Below are 15564 nucleotides of genomic sequence, written 5' to 3'. Positions count from 1 at the left end.
TTGAATTTGGTATGATGAACAAAGAGGACACAGCCGCTTTCGGTCATTCGCGGAAAGCCGAGCGAAGCCCGTGCCGATGGCCGGGATGCGCTCGAGCGTCCGCGCCATAAAAACGGTTGGCGCTCCATGCGGATCACATGGCTGCGCCCGAGAGGAGAAGGAAGGCTATGAGCCGCGAACAAGCCATCATCGTCGGCTGCCAACTTCATGGAATCGATGACGAGCGGTTTCGCTATTCGATGGAGGAGCTCGCTTCGCTCGTTGCGACCGCCAACGGTGAGGTGGTAGCCGAGTTGACACAAAAACGGGAAGCGCCGCACCCGGCGACGTACATCGGCAAAGGAAAAACAGAGGAACTTGCCGCTCTCGTCAAACAGCTGACGCCGGATCTTGTCATTTTCAACTGTGAACTTTCTCCTAGTCAAGCCCGCAATTTGACGAACATGCTTGGCGAGGTGAAAGTGATTGATCGGACGCAGCTCATTTTAGACATTTTTGCAAGGCGCGCCCGTTCGAAAGAAGGGAAGCTGCAAGTGGAGCTCGCGCAGCTTGAGTATCTGTTGCCGCGCCTTGGCGGCCAAGGCGCGACGCTATCTCGCTTGGGCGGCGGCATCGGCACGCGCGGTCCGGGGGAGACGAAGCTGGAGACCGACCGGCGCCACATTCGCCGCCGCATCGACGACATTAAAGCCGAACTGCGCCGCATCGCCGAACATCGCGAGCGGTACCGCGGGCGCCGGCAAAAAAATCACGCGTTTCAAGTGGCGCTCGTCGGCTATACGAACGCCGGCAAATCGACGATTTTTAATCGGCTGACGGCGGCCGATTCGTTCGAGGAAAATTTGCTGTTTGCGACGCTCGACCCGCTGACGCGCCAATGCGTCCTTCCGTGCGGGTATACGGTGCTTGTCACCGACACGGTCGGGTTCATTCAAGACTTGCCGACGACGCTTGTCGCCGCGTTTCGCTCGACGCTCGAGGAGGTGACGGAAGCGGATCTGTTGCTGCACATCGTCGATTCGTCGCATCCCGATTACGCCGAACATGAGCGAACGGTGTTGCGGCTCGTTGCGGAGTTGGGGGCGTCCTCCATTCCGATGGTCACAGTGTACAATAAACGTGACCGGCAGGCGCCAGAATTCATTCCGACGACGACCGAGGCGCTCGTCATGAGCGCGCTTTCTGCCGCTGATATCGAACGGCTTCGCGCGTTTTTGGAGGAGGCGATCAAGCGGCAAATGGTCCTTTACCACGCCTCCATTCCAAGCGGCCAAGGAAAATGGCTCGCACGGTTAAAAGCGGACACGATTTTGCAGCAATGGCGCTATAATGAACAAGAAGGGACGTACGAATGCGAAGGGTACGTACTCCCGACTCACCCGCTTTACAGGGAGCTGCAATCATTCCAATGATAGAAAGGGTTCACCAATGTTTTGGACAACATGGAAACACGGAGAGACGATCGCTGCGCTGATCGAAGAAGTGGAGGCGCAAATTGCCCCGATCCATCGCTCGATTGAGAGGCTGGTTGACGGAAACCAGCATCGCGTCCTTGACAGTTTCCGCCGCCATCAAGTGAGCGACGGCCATTTCATCCCGACAACGGGCTACGGCTATGATGATGTCGGCCGTGACACGCTCGATCGCATTTACGCCGATGTATTCGGCGCGGAAGCCGGCCTAGTGCGCCCGCAAATCATTTCCGGCACGCACGCGATTGCCATCGCGCTGTTTGGCGTGCTGCGCCCGGGCGATGAATTGCTCTACATCACGGGCGCCCCTTATGACACGCTTGAGGAGATCGTCGGCGTCCGCGGCCGCGGCGTCGGTTCGCTGAACGAGTTTGGCATTCGTTATCGGAGCGTGCCGCTTACGGCGGACGGAGCCGTTGATTTTCCGGCGGTGCGCGAGGCGATCCACGAGCGGACGAAAATGATCGGCATCCAGCGCTCGCGCGGGTATGCGACGCGCCCGTCGTTTACGGTCGATGAAATCGCCGAGATGATCGCCTTTGTCAAAGCGATCAAGCCGGATGTCGTTGTGTTTGTCGACAATTGCTACGGGGAGTTTGTCGAGGAAAAAGAGCCTTGCCATGTCGGCGCCGATTTGATGGCCGGTTCGTTGATCAAAAACCCTGGAGGGGGATTGGCGAAAACAGGAGGGTATATCGTCGGCAGGCACCAATACGTCGAAGCGTGCGCCTATCGGATGACCTCGCCGGGCATCGGCGCCGAAGTCGGCCCTTCGCTGTACAGCCTGCTTGAGATGTATCAAGGGTTTTTCCTCGCTCCGCACGTCGTCGGCCAAGCGCTCAAAGGGGCGGTGTTCACCGCCGCATTGCTCGAGCGGGTCGGGCTTGAGACTTCGCCGTCATGGAACGCGAAGCGCACCGATTTGGTGCAGTCGGTCCGCTTTAATGATCCAGAGCAAATGGTTGCTTTTTGCCAAGCCATTCAAGCGGCTTCCCCGGTGAACGCCCATTTCACTCCGTATCCGAGCGACATGCCCGGCTACGAGGATCAAGTGATCATGGCGGCGGGCACGTTCGTGCAAGGAGCCAGCATCGAGCTGACGGCGGACGGGCCGCTGCGTCCGCCATACGTGGCGTACGTGCAGGGCGGATTGACGTATTCTCATGTCAAAATCGCCGTTTGCTCCGCTGTTCACCGCTTGCTGGAACAGCAGCTCATTTGTTTGTGAGAAAAGGTAACATATAATTGACTATTTTCTTCACATTATGATAAAATAAAGGTATGAAAAGCGAGGAGGAATTGGCATGAGCAGCCAAATTCGTCGTTCCATGCCATTGTTTCCGATCGGGATTGTGATGCAGCTGACGGACTTATCGGCCCGGCAAATTCGCTATTACGAAGAGCACGGCCTCGTCACGCCGGCGCGCACCGAAGGCAATCGGCGGCTGTTTTCGCTCAATGACATCGATCGTTTGCTTGAAATTAAAGATTTGATTGATCAAGGCGTCAACCTCGCTGGAATTAAGCGCATTTTTGCCGCGCGGCAGGAAGGGCGTCACGAACAGCCGGAAAAAGTCGACAAGGCAGGAAAGCCGAAGCTGTCGGACGAAGAGCTGCGCGAAATTTTGCGGACGGAGCTGCTTCAGGCCGGGCGGTTTCAGCGCGCATCGCTTCGCCAAGGAGATCTCGCTCGCTTCTTTCACTAACGATGGGAAATGATTTCGGAGCCGGTGAGGAGGTTCAAGATGGCAAAATATACGCGTGAAGACATTATGCGCATCGTCAAGGAAGAGAACGTCAAATACATCCGCCTGCAATTTACCGATATTTTAGGCACGATTAAAAACGTGGAAATTCCGATCAGCCAGCTGGAAAAAGCGCTGAACAACAAAATGATGTTTGACGGGTCGTCGATCGAGGGGTTTGTCCGCATCGAAGAATCGGACATGTATTTGTACCCTGATTTGGACACGTTTGTCATCTTTCCGTGGACGGCGGAAAAAGGGAAAGTCGCCCGCTTTATTTGCGACATTTACAATGCCGACGGCACGCCGTTTGAAGGCTGCCCGCGCTATAACTTAAAACGCGTGCTCAAAGAGATGGAAGCGCTCGGCTTCACGGCGTTCAACTTAGGGGCGGAACCGGAGTTTTTCCTCTTTAAGCTCGATGAAAAAGGGCACCCGACGATGGAGTTGAACGACCGCGGTGGCTATTTCGATTTAGCGCCGACGGATTTGGGGGAAAACTGCCGGCGGGACATCGTGCTTGAGCTCGAAGAAATGGGGTTTGAAATCGAAGCGTCCCATCACGAAGTTGCCCCAGGACAGCATGAAATTGATTTCAAATACGCCCACGCCATCAAAGCGTGCGATGATATTCAGACGTTCAAGCTCGTCGTGAAGACGATCGCCCGCAAGCATGGGCTGCACGCGACGTTTATGCCGAAGCCGATTTTCGGCATCAACGGCTCGGGTATGCACTGCAACTTGTCGCTGTTCCGCAACGGGGAAAACGCCTTTTTTGATCCGAACGGCGAGTTGCAGTTGAGCGAAACGGCGCGCCAGTTTATCGCCGGCGTGCTGAAACACGCGCCGAACTTTACGGCGGTGACAAACCCGACCGTCAACTCGTACAAGCGGCTCGTTCCGGGCTATGAAGCGCCGTGCTATGTCGCTTGGTCGGCGCGCAACCGCAGCCCGCTCATTCGCATTCCGGCTTCGCGCGGCATGAGCACGCGCATTGAGGTGCGCAGCGTTGACCCGTCGGCGAACCCGTACTTAGCGATGGCGGTGCTGTTGGCGGCGGGGCTTGACGGCATTCGCAACAAACTCACCCCTCCGGCACCGGTGGACCGGAACATTTACGTCATGACGAAAGAAGAACGGCTCGAAGAAGGCATTGTCGATTTGCCGGCTACGCTCATTGAGGCGCTTGAAAACTTGAAGTCCGACGAAGTGATCGTCCAAGCGCTCGGCAAGCATTTATTCGAGCACTTCGTTGAAGCGAAAGAAATCGAGTGGGATATGTATCGGACGACCGTCCACCAATGGGAATTGGATCAATACATGGAGCTGTACTAATCAAAAAGAGGGTATCCCAAAAAGATCGGGATACCCTCTTTCGTTGCTCTATATACGTGCTGACTGCTTCGGCCGCATGATCGGTTGCGTCGATCTTGAAGGCAGGCAACGGCAACCTTTTGGGTTAGCTCCTCTTTTATATACGTACCAGCGCTTCTGGCCCATGATCGGTTGCGGTCGATCTTGAAGGCAGACAGCCTTTAGGTCAGCCCCTCTTTTATATACGTACCGGTGCTTCCGGCCCATGATTGGTTGTGCCTACCTTGAAGCCAGACACCTTGTGGACCGGCTCTTTTTCCTGCGGTCTAACTTGTTCGGCTCGCGCGCTTTTGCCATGCCGCCTTGTGGACCGGCCCTTTCCCGCGGCCGGCCGCTCACACCCGGCAACCTCGCTGTTCGGGTTTTGGCTCAAGCCCCGTCCGCCTCGTTGCAGCGGCGCGCGGCGTCAGCCGACAAGGTGATGGACGTTTGTCCGCCCCGTCCGCCGTCTTCGTTGCGCTTCCGTTAGCCGATCAGGCGATAGACGCCGATCACCTTGCCGAGAATCGTACAATCGCGGACGATGATCGGCTCGAGATGAGCGTTTTCCGGCTGCAGGCGGATATGGTCCTTTTCTTTGAAAAAGCGCTTGACGGTCGCTTCATTGTCTTCGGTCATGGCCACGACGATGTCGCCGTTTTGGGCCGATGATTGCTGGCGGACGATGACGTAGTCGCCGTCCAAAATGCCGGCTTCGATCATGCTGTCGCCCATCACTTCAAGCATAAACAGCTGTTCTTCGCCGGCGGCGAGCCGTTTCGGCAGCGGGAAATAGTCCTCGATGTTTTCTACGGCCGTAATCGGCTGCCCGGCGGTCACTTTCCCGATAATCGGCACGGAGACGATGTCCTCGCCCTCTTTTTCCTTCCCGCCATCGTTGTCCAAAATTTCAATGGCGCGCGGCTTGGTCGGGTCGCGGCGGATGTATCCTTTGCTTTCCAACCGCGCCAAATGCCCATGGACAGTCGAACTCGACGCCAGTCCGACCGCCTCCCCAATCTCCCTCACCGACGGCGGATAGCCCTTCGTTTTGACTTCCTGCTTAATAAACTCTAAAATTTGCTGCTGCCGTTTCGACAGTTTCGTCATTCCCTGCACCTCCGGCAAGTCATTTGCCTTCATTATATCATGCCGAAAGGGAAAAAACAAACATAAGTTCGAATTTTTTGTTGACACAAACAAATGTTCCTGATTATAATGAAGGAAAGCGAACGAATATTCTCTTTTTGGGGTGGGGAAAATGAAGAAAACGTTTGTGCACTATCTAGTATTTTCAGTTTTGATGACGCTTTTCACAGCCGCGTTCATCTACGCTGGCAGCCCGGTTGATAAACAGGAATATGTGACGGTGACCGTCGCATCAGGCGATACGCTTTGGGGGTTGGCCAAGCAATATGAACAGGAGCACGGCTTATCGCCGGACGAATTCATCCGCTGGGTGGTGGAGGTGAACCATCTTCGCAGTTCCCGTCTCACAGCGGGTGAACAGATCGTCATTCCCGTGTTAAAATCAAAGCGGGGCGGTTCATTGGCCGCCAATCAGTAACAAGAAAGAAGGGATGGCCATGAGGGCGGTCATTTATTGCCGCGTCAGCACGGACAAAAGCGAGCAGGAAACATCGCTGGCTCGGCAGCGGGAGGAGCTTGAACGGCTCGCGGCGGAAAGCGGATTTGAGGTGGTCAAGGTGATCGCCGAGCAGGCGAGCGGTTATGAAGCTGACCGTGACGGCGTGCTCGAGCTGCTCGAACTGTGTGAAGAGGGGCTCGTGGACGTCTTGCTCGTTCAAGACGAAACTCGGCTCGGGCGCGGCCATGCGCGCATGGCGCTGCTTCATTGCTTGAAAAAGCGAGGGGTCAAGCTATACAGCGCCAGCCACCGCGGAGAGATGCCGCTGTCCGAGGCCGATGAGATGGTGTTGTCGATCATTGCGATCGTCGAGGAGTATCAGCGGAAACTACATAACGCGAAAATCAAGCGCGGCATGCAGCGAGCCATCGCGCGCGGCTATCGTCCGGAGCGGAACTTGCGGCGCCAAGGAGAGAACGCGGGGCGCGATCGCATCGAACTGCCGATCGAAGAGATCGTCCGCCTGCGTGCGCGCGGTTTCACGTTTGCCGATATCGCCGCCACGCTCCGAAGCTTTGGCTATGAGGCGTCCAAAGCGACCGTTCATCGCCGCTACCAAGAATATATGGACGAACGGCAAGCCGAACAGCCCAGCGGCTACGAGCCCGGCACCGAGCGCGATCAGGAATATACGGGCGAGCGGCAAGGAAGGCGCGCTGCGAAGCGATAGAAAGGCAGAGGAAGGTGGCCGAGGCGTCATTGTTGCCATCTTCGCGTTTTAGCAGATAACATAGAACGGAGAACGATCATCCTAACGAATAGGAGAAGATAACGGATGCTTGCCAAACAGAAATTAGACCGCATCAATGAACTGGCCAAAAAGGCGAAAACGTCTGGCTTGACGGCGGAAGAAACGATCGAACAGGCGAAGTTGCGCCGCGAATACATTCAGGCGTTCCGCAAGGCGATGACCGATATGCTTCATACCGTGACGGTCATCGATCCAAACGGGAACGATGTCACGCCGAAAAAGCTAAAAGAAAGTCAACGCCGGCGCCTCCATTAAGTGTTGGCGCCGCGCGGCGGCGTTCCCATGCTTCGTTGGGAAATTAAACGTTGTACAAGGGAGTCTATTTTCTATATGATAGTAAATGACACCATGTTGATGAAAGGGAGGAAGACGATGGCGCATTCAATCGAAGAATTAGCCATTACCACCATTCGAACGCTGTCGATCGACGCGATCGAAAAGGCGAAATCTGGGCATCCAGGCATGCCGATGGGAGCGGCGCCGATGGCGTATGTGCTTTGGACGAAATGGATGAACCACAATCCGGCCAATCCGAACTGGTTCAACCGCGACCGGTTTGTCCTGTCAGCGGGGCACGGCTCGATGCTGCTGTACAGCCTGCTTCATTTAAGCGGGTACGATGTGTCCATGGACGATCTCAAACAGTTTCGCCAATGGGGAAGCAAGACGCCGGGCCATCCGGAATACGGTCATACGCCAGGAGTGGAAGCAACGACCGGTCCGCTCGGGCAAGGAATTGCGATGGCCGTTGGCATGGCGATGGCCGAGCGGCATTTGGCGGCGACTTACAACCGCGACGGGTTTCCCATCATCGATCACTATACGTACGCGATTTGCGGCGACGGCGATTTAATGGAAGGGGTGGCGAGCGAGGCAGCGTCGCTTGCCGGCCATTTACAGCTCGGCCGCTTGATCGTCCTGTATGACTCGAACGACATTTCCTTGGACGGGGAGCTGAATTTGTCGTTCTCAGAAAACGTCGCCCAACGCTTCCAAGCCTATGGCTGGCAATATTTGCGCGTTGAGGACGGCAACAACATTGAAGAAATCGCAAAAGCGTTGGAAGAAGCACGGGCCGATCTCAGCCGGCCGACGCTCATTGAAGTCAAAACGACGATCGGCTACGGTGCGCCGACAAAAGCGGGCACATCCGGCGTTCACGGCGCTCCGCTCGGCGCGGAAGAAGCGAAGTTGACGAAGGAAGCGTACCGCTGGACGTTCGCCGAAGATTTCTACGTGCCGGAAGAGGTGTACGCCCATTTCCGGGAGACCGTGCAAGAACCGGGAGCGAAAAAGGAAGCGGAATGGAACGAGCTCTTTGCCGCTTACGAACAGGCGCATCCGGAGCTGGCCGCCCAGTTGAAGCAAGCGATCGCAGGAACGCTTCCTGCCGGCTGGGAAGCTGTGCTGCCGGTGTATGAAGCGGGCAAAAGCCTAGCGACCCGCTCGTCTTCTGGGGAAGTGATCAACGCCATCGCTAAAGCGGTGCCGCAATTGTTTGGCGGTTCGGCCGACTTGGCGAGCTCGAACAAAACGCTCATCAAAGGCGGCGGCAACTTCTTGCCGGGCAGCTACGAGGGCCGCAACATTTGGTTTGGCGTGCGCGAATTTGCCATGGGAGCGGCGTTGAACGGCATGGCGCTCCATGGTGGATTGAAGGTGTTCGGGGGCACGTTCTTCGTGTTTTCCGACTATTTGCGCCCGGCCATTCGACTCGCGGCGCTTATGGGGCTGCCGGTCACGTATGTGTTGACGCATGACAGCATCGCTGTCGGTGAAGATGGTCCGACGCACGAGCCGGTGGAGCATCTTGCTTCGCTTCGCGCCATGCCAAACTTGTCGGTCATCCGGCCGGCCGATGCCAATGAAACCGCCGCAGCGTGGCGGCTGGCGCTGGAAGCGACAGACAAGCCGACCGCGCTCGTGTTGACGCGCCAAGATGTGCCAACGTTGCCGCAAACGGCGGAGCTGGCGTATGAAGGCATGAAAAAAGGCGCTTATGTCGTCTCACCGGCGAAAAACGGCGCTCCGGAGGCGCTGCTCTTGGCGACCGGGTCCGAAGTCAGCCTGGCGGTGAACGCGCAAGAAGCGCTCGCTGCTGAAGGCATTCACGTTTCCGTCATCAGCATGCCATCGTGGGACCGCTTTGAAGCGCAGCCAAAAGCGTACCGTGATGAAGTGATCCCGCCGACCGTGACGAAGCGGCTGGCCATTGAGATGGGCGCCTCGCTCGGCTGGGAGCGCTACGTCGGTCACGAGGGCGATGTGTTAGCCATCGACCGGTTTGGCGCCTCCGCACCGGGAGAAAAAATCATGGCTGAGTACGGCTTTACCGTCGACCACGTGGTTCGCCGCGTCAAAGCGCTGCTTGGAAAATGAACGGAGAAAGCCGATCTTCCGGACGGATGACGACCTCCACTGCCTAGTTTATTGAGCGGATGACGACCTCCACCGCCTAGTTCATTGGGCGGATGTGAGGACATCGACTAGTTTCTTCGTTGCTTCGGAAGAGAGTTCGGGACAGCTGCCCTTGCGCCGCAGCAAGGGCGGCTTGTTTTTTGGCCCGCGGCCGTGCGGCTGAACCGCCTTCGCCGACGTGTGTCGCGCGTCAGTTACCCGCTTGTTGTTGGCCCGCGGCGGCGCGGCTGAACTGGCTGGGCCAAGCTTTGCCGCAAGCGGCCACAGGTTGAAAGGCTGCGCGCAAAAATCGACAATGTTAGTGAAAAAAATTGCCGGCAATAGACATATTTTTCCCCCTTCTTTTTCTATAATAAAAACAGATGGAACGGAAATGGGGGATCGAACATGGTTCGTTATTGGATTTATTTGTTGAAGGATGAAGTGGCGGCGCATTATCGCCATCGGACGGAAAAAATTGTCGAACTGCTACGGGAGCATCAACACGCGAAAGCGCCGTTAAAAGCGATTTGCCGCAAGCAAGTGGAGTTCATCACCGAACGGTTGTCGTTTTCCCGTCTCGAGCTCGGCTTGAAACAATCGTTCACTGGACGCGTCGGCAAAAATTTGGAACGCAATATGTTCATTTTGTGCCATGAATCTGGCGAGGAAGCGCTCCTTGTCGTCCAAAAACGCCGCCTGTTGCTTGTTGCCGACAGCGCCGCGCTGGCTGCCGACATCGGACGGGCGCTCGCCAAACTAGCGCCAACGTTTTTGGCGGTGGCTGCCGATTTTGCTGATTACCATTGGTTATGCGCGCCGGCGCCAGGGAGAAAATTCGCATAATGTGAAGATTTTTGCGGCGGAATATTGTCTAATGGCGCATCGTTTAGTACACTGGTTAAAGAGACAACAAGAAGGAGGAAAATCGCTGCGATGTGGGATACGATTCTCGTTGGCGTGCTGGCGCTCATCGCCGGTGTGGCAATCGGGTTTTTCATCGCCCGCAAAACGATGATCAATTATTTGAAAAAAAATCCGCCGATCAATGAACAGATGATTCGGATGATGATGATGCAAATGGGCATGACGCCTTCGCAGAAGAAAATCAACCAGATGATGAAAATGATGAACAACCAGCTGAAATAAGGAAACATAGACACTCGATGAAGAGTGTCTTTTTATTTTGCGAAAATGTCCTTTCAAAATTTTTTCATTTTTGTTACAATGATATAGCGATTGTTCGGCAATCGAAGGAAGGAGATGGGACTGTGCGCGTGTTTCGCGACTTGTTTTGGTTTTTTCGCCAAGAGAAAAAAGCGTACATGACCGGTGTGTTGTTGCTTGTGGTCGTCGCCTTTTTCGAAACCGTTCCGCCGAAAGTGATCGGCATTTTGGTTGACCATATGAAAAATGGAACGATGACGCGCGGCGTGCTTGTTCGCTGGCTTGCCGTCCTTGCCGTTGTGGCGGCGGCGCTCTATGGGCTTCGCTATGCTTGGCGCATTTGCATTTTCGGAGCGGCCGTCAAGCTTACTCGCCAACTGCGCAATGAGCTGTATGAACACTTTACGAAGATGTCGCCGTCGTTTTACCAGCGGAAGCGGATCGGCGATCTGATGGCTCATGCGACCAATGACTTGCAAGCGATCCAGCAAACGGCTGGCAGCGGCATTTTGACGCTTGTCGATTCGCTGACGCTCGGCGGATTTGTGCTGGCGACCATGGCGGTTTCGATCAGCTGGAAGCTGACCGTCATCAGTCTATTGCCGCTGCCGGTGATGGCGGTGGCGACGAGCCGCTACGGAACGATCCTTCATCGCCGGTTTGTTACGGCGCAAGCGGCGTTTTCGTCACTCAACGATAAAGTGCAGGAAAGCATCAGCGGCGTTCGGGTGATCAAAGCGTTTGGTTATGAAAAACAAGATGTGGAGGCGTTTCGTCGTCAATCGGAAGATGTGGTGGCTAAAAATATCGCCGTCGCCAAAATTGATGCGCTCTTTGACCCGACGATCGGCTTCCTTGTCGGGCTGTCGTTTTTCCTCGCGGTCGCGTTTGGAAGCGAAATGGTGTTGACCGGTGAGCTGACGATTGGGGAACTCGTGTCGTTTACCACCTATCTCGGCTTGCTCATTTGGCCGATGTTGGCGTTCGGCTGGCTGTTTAACATCGTTGAGCGCGGGCGCGCCTCGTATGACCGGGTGCGGGCACTGCTGGCCGAGCAGGACGAAATTCACGAAGCTCCCGATGCCATCGATGTTCCCCCGCGCGGCGACATCGAGTACGACATCAAGCGGTTCGTCTATCCTGGGGAGATGAGGACGGCGCTTTCGGACATTCGATTTCGGCTCAAGAGCGGGGCGACGCTTGGCGTTGTCGGCAAAACCGGGGCCGGGAAAACGACGCTGCTTCGTCTGTTGCTGCGCGAGTTTGACGGCTATGACGGAGAAATTCGCTTCGGCGGCCACGACATTCGCAGTTACACGCTGTCGGCGCTCCGCTCGGCGATCGGTTACGTCCCGCAAGACCATTTTTTGTTTTCGGCTTCCGTGCGCGACAATATCGCCTTCGCCCAACCGGAGGCTGAGGAAAAGGAAATCGTGCGGGCGGCGCAGCTCGCCCATATTCATGAGGACATTCTTCAATTTCCAGACGGCTATGCGACCGTTGTCGGCGAGCGCGGCGTTTCTTTGTCAGGCGGGCAAAAACAGCGGTTGTCGATCGCACGGGCGCTGTTGACAAATCCGGAAGTGCTCATTTTGGACGACGCGTTGTCGGCGGTTGACGCGAAAACGGAAGCGCGCATTTTGGCCGCCTTAAAACAAGAGCGGCGCGGCAAAACGACGATCATCGCCGCTCATCGTTTAAGCGCGGTCGAGCATGCCGATTGGATCGTGGTGCTCGATGGCGGACGAATCGTGCAGGCCGGAACCCACGAGAAGCTTGTGGCCGAAGACGGCTGGTATCGCGATATGCATCAGCGCCAACAGCTCGAAGCGTTCGTGGAAGGATCACAGATCGGAGGGATGGCATGAACGGACAGACGTTGACGGCCAAAGAACAGCGGCGAGTCCTTTGGCGGTTGCTTTCTTACATGGGGAGATACAAAAAGGAAGCCGCGCTTGCGTTTTTCCTTCTTCTTTTGTCCACGGCCGGCGAGCTTGCCGGGCCGTACTTGGTGAAGGTGTTCATCGATGATTATCTCATGCCGGGCCGCCTGGCTTTTGAGCCGGTGGCGGCGTTGGCTGCCGCTTATCTCGGCGTGCTCGGGGCGAAAACCGTGATCACGTACTTTCAGCTTGTTGAATTTCAGCGGCTCGCTTTATATATTATTCAAGCGTTGCGGATGGACGTGTTTTCCAAGGTGCATCGCCTTGGGATGAGCTATTTCGACCGAACGCCAGGCGGCAGCATCGTCTCGCGGGTCACGAATGACACGGAAGCCATCAAAGACATGTTTATTAGCGTTTTAGCGGTGTTTGTGCAAAACGGTCTGTTTGTCATTGGCGTGTTTATCACCATGTTTGTGCTCAACGTCCGGCTCGCGTTGTTTTGCCTGTTCATTCTGCCGGCCATCGCGCTCATTATGCGCACGTATCGCCGTTACAGCTCGGTATTTTATCAAGACATGCGCGAGCGGCTGAGCGAACTGAATGCCAAATTGAATGAGTCGTTGCAAGGGATGGCCATCATTCAAGCGTTTCGTCAACAGCAGCGCCTCTACCGGGAGTTCGCGGCTGTGAATGAGGCGCATTACCGGGCGGGGATGCGCAACATCCGCCTTGACGGGCTGTTGCTTCGGCCGGCGATCGATGTGATCTATATGGTTTCGATTATGGTGGTGCTTGGCTTTTTTGGCATTTCGGCGCTCGAAAGCCCGGTTGAGATCGGCGTGCTTTACGCTTTTGTCAACTATTTGGAGCGCTTTTTTGAGCCGGTGACGCAAATGATGATGCGCCTGTCGCTGTATCAACAGGCGATCGTTTCCGCCTCGCGCGTCTTTGCCCTTCTTGACCGCGAGGAGGAGGCGCCGTTTCATCCGGAACAAGCTCCGTATACGATCGAGCGCGGTGAAATTGAGTTTCGCGATGTCAGTTTTTCCTACGATGGCAAACGCGATGTCGTAAAGCGCGTGTCATTTGTGATTCAACCCGGACAGACGGTCGCGTTTGTCGGCCATACGGGCAGCGGCAAAAGTTCGATCATCAACTTGCTCATGCGCTTTTACGAGTTTGACCGCGGCGATATTTTGCTTGACGGCCGGTCGATCCGCGATTATTCGCGCACCGAGCTCCGCCGCCGGCTAGGCCTTGTCTTGCAAGATCCGTTTTTGTTTTACGGAACGGTGCGGGACAACATTCGCATGTACAACGAAACTATCGATGAGGAGCGGGTGAGGGCGGCCGCCCGATTGGTGCAAGCCGAGCCGTTCATTGAGCGGCTGCCGGGGGGCTACGACCATGTGCTCGCTGAGCGCGGGGCGACGTTATCGAGCGGTCAGCGCCAGCTTCTTTCCTTTGCACGCACGATCGCCGCTGATCCGAAAATTTTGGTGCTCGATGAAGCGACCGCCCATATTGATACGGAAACAGAGGAAGCGATTCAAGAAGCGCTCGCGCGAATGCGAAAAGGACGGACGACGCTGGTGATCGCCCACCGTTTGTCCACCATTCAAGACGCGGATCAAATTTTCGTCCTAAAGCGCGGCGAAATCGTTGAGCGCGGCACGCACCAGCAGCTCTTGGCGCAACGGGGGATTTATTATCAAATGTATTTGCTGCAAAACGGCCTTGTCGATGCCCGCCGCTAGGCGGGGCATCGGCAAGGTTTTTCGTTTTGGCCGCCGGCAGCGTTCGATGGGCGCTTTTGGGCAAAGAAAAAGCGCCGGTTCCGTTTTAGCGGGAGGCGCTTTGCTTTCGCTCGTTTCTTTGCTCGCGCTGATAAGCGTTGAGCAGCGTGTCGAGTTCTTTGCTGATTTTCATGGCGGCCGGCGAGTTCAGGCCGGTTTTGGCGACGATATCGACAAGCTCCATCCGTTTTTGTTCAATCAATGTCAATAAGCTTTGTTTTGGCACGAAAAATCGCCCTTTTCCTCTTGTATTTTATACTATTTTACCAATGAATACAAAAATGGAAAATAGAAAAATTGTCCAAAAAACATGAGAAACGCATTATACGAAAGGGCGGATTTTTGCTAAAATAGAAATATAGATCGGTTGTAATAAACCATTTCCGATCTCCGTGTCCCGTCTTTATCATCTAACAAGCTGGCAAGGTGACAAGAAGAGCGAGCAATGCTACGTAAAACAAAATGAGAATTTCCGATTTTTCGTTGCGGGTTTCATCGAAGTACAAGCCGTTATGAGAGTCATCAGCGGGATGGAAAACAAAATGGCAACTTATATAGAAACGACTAGGAGTGAATTCGCCCGTGAATCAATTGAATGTGTTTCTCGCATTTGGCGCCGGGTTTTTGTCATTTCTTTCCCCGTGCACTCTGCCGCTTTATCCGGCGTTTTTATCCTATATTACCGGTATGTCGGTCAGCGAGCTGAAAGAAGAAAACGCGATGCTCAATCGCCGCAGCCTATGGCATACGGGTTGTTTTTTGCTCGGATTTTCGCTCATTTTTGTTTCGCTCGGCTTCGGCACCTCGCTAATCGGCCGCTTGTTTGTCGATTACCAAGATGTGATTCGGCAAATCGGCGCCGTGGTGATCGCCGCGCTCGGTCTCGTCGTGGCCGGGGTATGGAAGCCGGGATTTTTGCTGCAAGATCGGCGTGTATCGTTTCGTGAGCGGCCCTCCGGCTATGTCGGCTCGATGCTGATCGGCATGGCGTTTGCCGCCGGCTGGACGCCGTGCATGGGCCCGATTTTAGTGGCTGTCGTGGCGCTGGCGGCCACCCATCCCGGGTCGGGAATCCTCTATATGCTCGCTTATGCGCTCGGTTTTGCCGTCCCGTTTTTCGTACTGTCGTTTTTCCTTGGCAAGCTGCAATGGATTCATCGCCATAGCGCGTCCATGATGAAAGCGGGCGGCTATGTCATGATCGCGATGGGCGTGATTTTGTATTTTGATTGGATGACGAAACTGATTGGGTATGCGACGAGCTTGTTTGGCGGCTTTACCGGGTTTTGATTTTACAACATTTTCGTGGAAAACGCTATGTCGCCTTTGACCGAGCAATGAAGGCGCTC

The 15564-nt window shown here is 55.4% G+C and carries 16 protein-coding genes; 13 read left to right on the top strand and 3 right to left on the bottom strand.

Annotation, left to right across the window (positions count from 1 at the left end; all coding sequences use genetic code 11):
• The first annotated feature begins 167 nt into the window (after positions 1-167).
• The 4 genes from hflX to glnA all read left to right on the top strand — a co-directional run bounded on the left by hflX (position 168) and on the right by glnA (position 4552).
• Entirely contained in the window at positions 168-1412 is a 1245-nt protein-coding gene (hflX, locus tag NST29_RS11230; RefSeq protein WP_033023201.1) for a GTPase HflX, read from the top strand.
• A 16-nt stretch (positions 1413-1428) separates the two neighbouring features.
• Complete coding sequence (locus tag NST29_RS11225) at positions 1429-2700, top strand: methionine gamma-lyase family protein (protein WP_033023208.1); 1272 nt, start codon at positions 1429-1431, stop codon at positions 2698-2700.
• 76 nt (positions 2701-2776) lie between these two features.
• Positions 2777-3178 (top strand): MerR family transcriptional regulator, encoded by a 402-nt coding sequence (locus NST29_RS11220; RefSeq protein WP_033023211.1) that lies wholly within the window; start codon positions 2777-2779, stop codon positions 3176-3178.
• A gap of 39 nt (positions 3179-3217) precedes the next feature.
• Positions 3218-4552, top strand: coding sequence for a type I glutamate--ammonia ligase (glnA, locus tag NST29_RS11215; RefSeq protein ID WP_033023213.1), 1335 nt, complete (start codon positions 3218-3220; stop codon positions 4550-4552).
• A 504-nt stretch (positions 4553-5056) separates the two neighbouring features.
• Here glnA and lexA read toward each other — a convergent pair.
• Entirely contained in the window at positions 5057-5680 is a 624-nt protein-coding gene (gene lexA, locus NST29_RS11210; protein ID WP_033023215.1) for a transcriptional repressor LexA, read from the bottom strand.
• Between the two features lie 151 nt (positions 5681-5831).
• Between lexA and yneA the strand changes: the two genes are divergently transcribed.
• The 4 genes from yneA (at position 5832) to tkt (ending at position 9348) form a co-directional block, all read left to right on the top strand.
• Positions 5832-6137 carry a cell division suppressor protein YneA gene (gene yneA / locus NST29_RS11205; protein ID WP_033023273.1) on the top strand — a complete coding sequence of 102 codons (306 nt, stop codon included), beginning with the start codon at positions 5832-5834 and terminating at the stop codon, positions 6135-6137.
• Between the two features lie 19 nt (positions 6138-6156).
• Positions 6157-6888 carry a recombinase family protein gene (locus tag NST29_RS11200; protein WP_235207657.1) on the top strand — a complete coding sequence of 244 codons (732 nt, stop codon included), beginning with the start codon at positions 6157-6159 and terminating at the stop codon, positions 6886-6888.
• Positions 6889-6993: 105 nt separating this feature from the next.
• A complete protein-coding gene (locus NST29_RS11195; RefSeq protein WP_033023217.1) occupies positions 6994-7224 on the top strand; it encodes a DUF896 domain-containing protein in 231 nt (76 codons plus the stop codon).
• Between the two features lie 117 nt (positions 7225-7341).
• Positions 7342-9348 carry a transketolase gene (gene tkt, locus NST29_RS11190; protein WP_033023219.1) on the top strand — a complete coding sequence of 669 codons (2007 nt, stop codon included), beginning with the start codon at positions 7342-7344 and terminating at the stop codon, positions 9346-9348.
• Positions 9349-9429: 81 nt separating this feature from the next.
• Here tkt and NST29_RS11185 read toward each other — a convergent pair whose 3' ends face one another.
• Positions 9430-9708 (bottom strand): hypothetical protein, encoded by a 279-nt coding sequence (locus NST29_RS11185; RefSeq protein ID WP_033023220.1) that lies wholly within the window; start codon positions 9706-9708, stop codon positions 9430-9432.
• A 66-nt stretch (positions 9709-9774) separates the two neighbouring features.
• On the opposite strand from NST29_RS11185, the gene sirA reads away from it, so the two are divergent.
• From sirA to NST29_RS11165, 4 genes are all read left to right on the top strand, one after another.
• A complete protein-coding gene (sirA, locus tag NST29_RS11180; protein ID WP_033023222.1) occupies positions 9775-10212 on the top strand; it encodes a sporulation inhibitor of replication protein SirA in 438 nt (145 codons plus the stop codon).
• A gap of 90 nt (positions 10213-10302) precedes the next feature.
• Positions 10303-10515 (top strand): YneF family protein, encoded by a 213-nt coding sequence (locus NST29_RS11175; RefSeq protein ID WP_033023223.1) that lies wholly within the window; start codon positions 10303-10305, stop codon positions 10513-10515.
• A 122-nt stretch (positions 10516-10637) separates the two neighbouring features.
• Entirely contained in the window at positions 10638-12401 is a 1764-nt protein-coding gene (locus NST29_RS11170) for an ABC transporter transmembrane domain-containing protein (protein WP_033023277.1), read from the top strand.
• Complete coding sequence (locus NST29_RS11165) at positions 12398-14176, top strand: ABC transporter ATP-binding protein (RefSeq protein ID WP_033023225.1); 1779 nt, start codon at positions 12398-12400, stop codon at positions 14174-14176. The genes NST29_RS11170 and NST29_RS11165 overlap by 4 nt, the downstream gene beginning before the upstream one ends.
• Positions 14177-14261: 85 nt before the next feature.
• Here NST29_RS11165 and NST29_RS11160 read toward each other — a convergent pair whose 3' ends face one another.
• Positions 14262-14441 (bottom strand): aspartyl-phosphate phosphatase Spo0E family protein, encoded by a 180-nt coding sequence (locus tag NST29_RS11160; protein WP_033023226.1) that lies wholly within the window; start codon positions 14439-14441, stop codon positions 14262-14264.
• Positions 14442-14797: 356 nt separating this feature from the next.
• Here NST29_RS11160 and NST29_RS11155 point away from each other — a divergent pair, with 356 nt between their 5' ends.
• Complete coding sequence (locus NST29_RS11155; RefSeq protein ID WP_033023228.1) at positions 14798-15505, top strand: cytochrome c biogenesis protein CcdA; 708 nt, start codon at positions 14798-14800, stop codon at positions 15503-15505.
• Positions 15506-15564: the final 59 nt, after the last annotated feature.

This window comes from Geobacillus sp. FSL W8-0026 (assembly GCF_037966255.1).
Lineage (GTDB): Bacteria > Bacillota > Bacilli > Bacillales > Anoxybacillaceae > Geobacillus > Geobacillus icigianus.
The sequence above is the reverse complement of the archived record's forward strand: the minus strand, read 5'-3'. Positions and strand labels throughout refer to the sequence as shown.

Bases quoted from the DNA above. Each gene is read 5' to 3' on its own strand.
- hflX (WP_033023201.1), top strand. From the start codon at position 168: ATGAGCCGCGAACAAGCCATCATCGTCGGCTGCCAACTTCATGGAATC.
- NST29_RS11225 (WP_033023208.1), top strand. From the start codon at position 1,429: ATGTTTTGGACAACATGGAAACACGGAGAGACGATCGCTGCGCTGATC.
- NST29_RS11220 (WP_033023211.1), top strand. From the start codon at position 2,777: ATGAGCAGCCAAATTCGTCGTTCCATGCCATTGTTTCCGATCGGGATT.
- glnA (WP_033023213.1), top strand. From the start codon at position 3,218: ATGGCAAAATATACGCGTGAAGACATTATGCGCATCGTCAAGGAAGAG.
- lexA (WP_033023215.1), bottom strand. From the start codon at position 5,680: ATGACGAAACTGTCGAAACGGCAGCAGCAAATTTTAGAGTTTATTAAG.
- yneA (WP_033023273.1), top strand. From the start codon at position 5,832: ATGAAGAAAACGTTTGTGCACTATCTAGTATTTTCAGTTTTGATGACG.
- NST29_RS11200 (WP_235207657.1), top strand. From the start codon at position 6,157: ATGAGGGCGGTCATTTATTGCCGCGTCAGCACGGACAAAAGCGAGCAG.
- NST29_RS11195 (WP_033023217.1), top strand. From the start codon at position 6,994: ATGCTTGCCAAACAGAAATTAGACCGCATCAATGAACTGGCCAAAAAG.
- tkt (WP_033023219.1), top strand. From the start codon at position 7,342: ATGGCGCATTCAATCGAAGAATTAGCCATTACCACCATTCGAACGCTG.
- sirA (WP_033023222.1), top strand. From the start codon at position 9,775: ATGGTTCGTTATTGGATTTATTTGTTGAAGGATGAAGTGGCGGCGCAT.
- NST29_RS11175 (WP_033023223.1), top strand. From the start codon at position 10,303: ATGTGGGATACGATTCTCGTTGGCGTGCTGGCGCTCATCGCCGGTGTG.
- NST29_RS11165 (WP_033023225.1), top strand. From the start codon at position 12,398: ATGAACGGACAGACGTTGACGGCCAAAGAACAGCGGCGAGTCCTTTGG.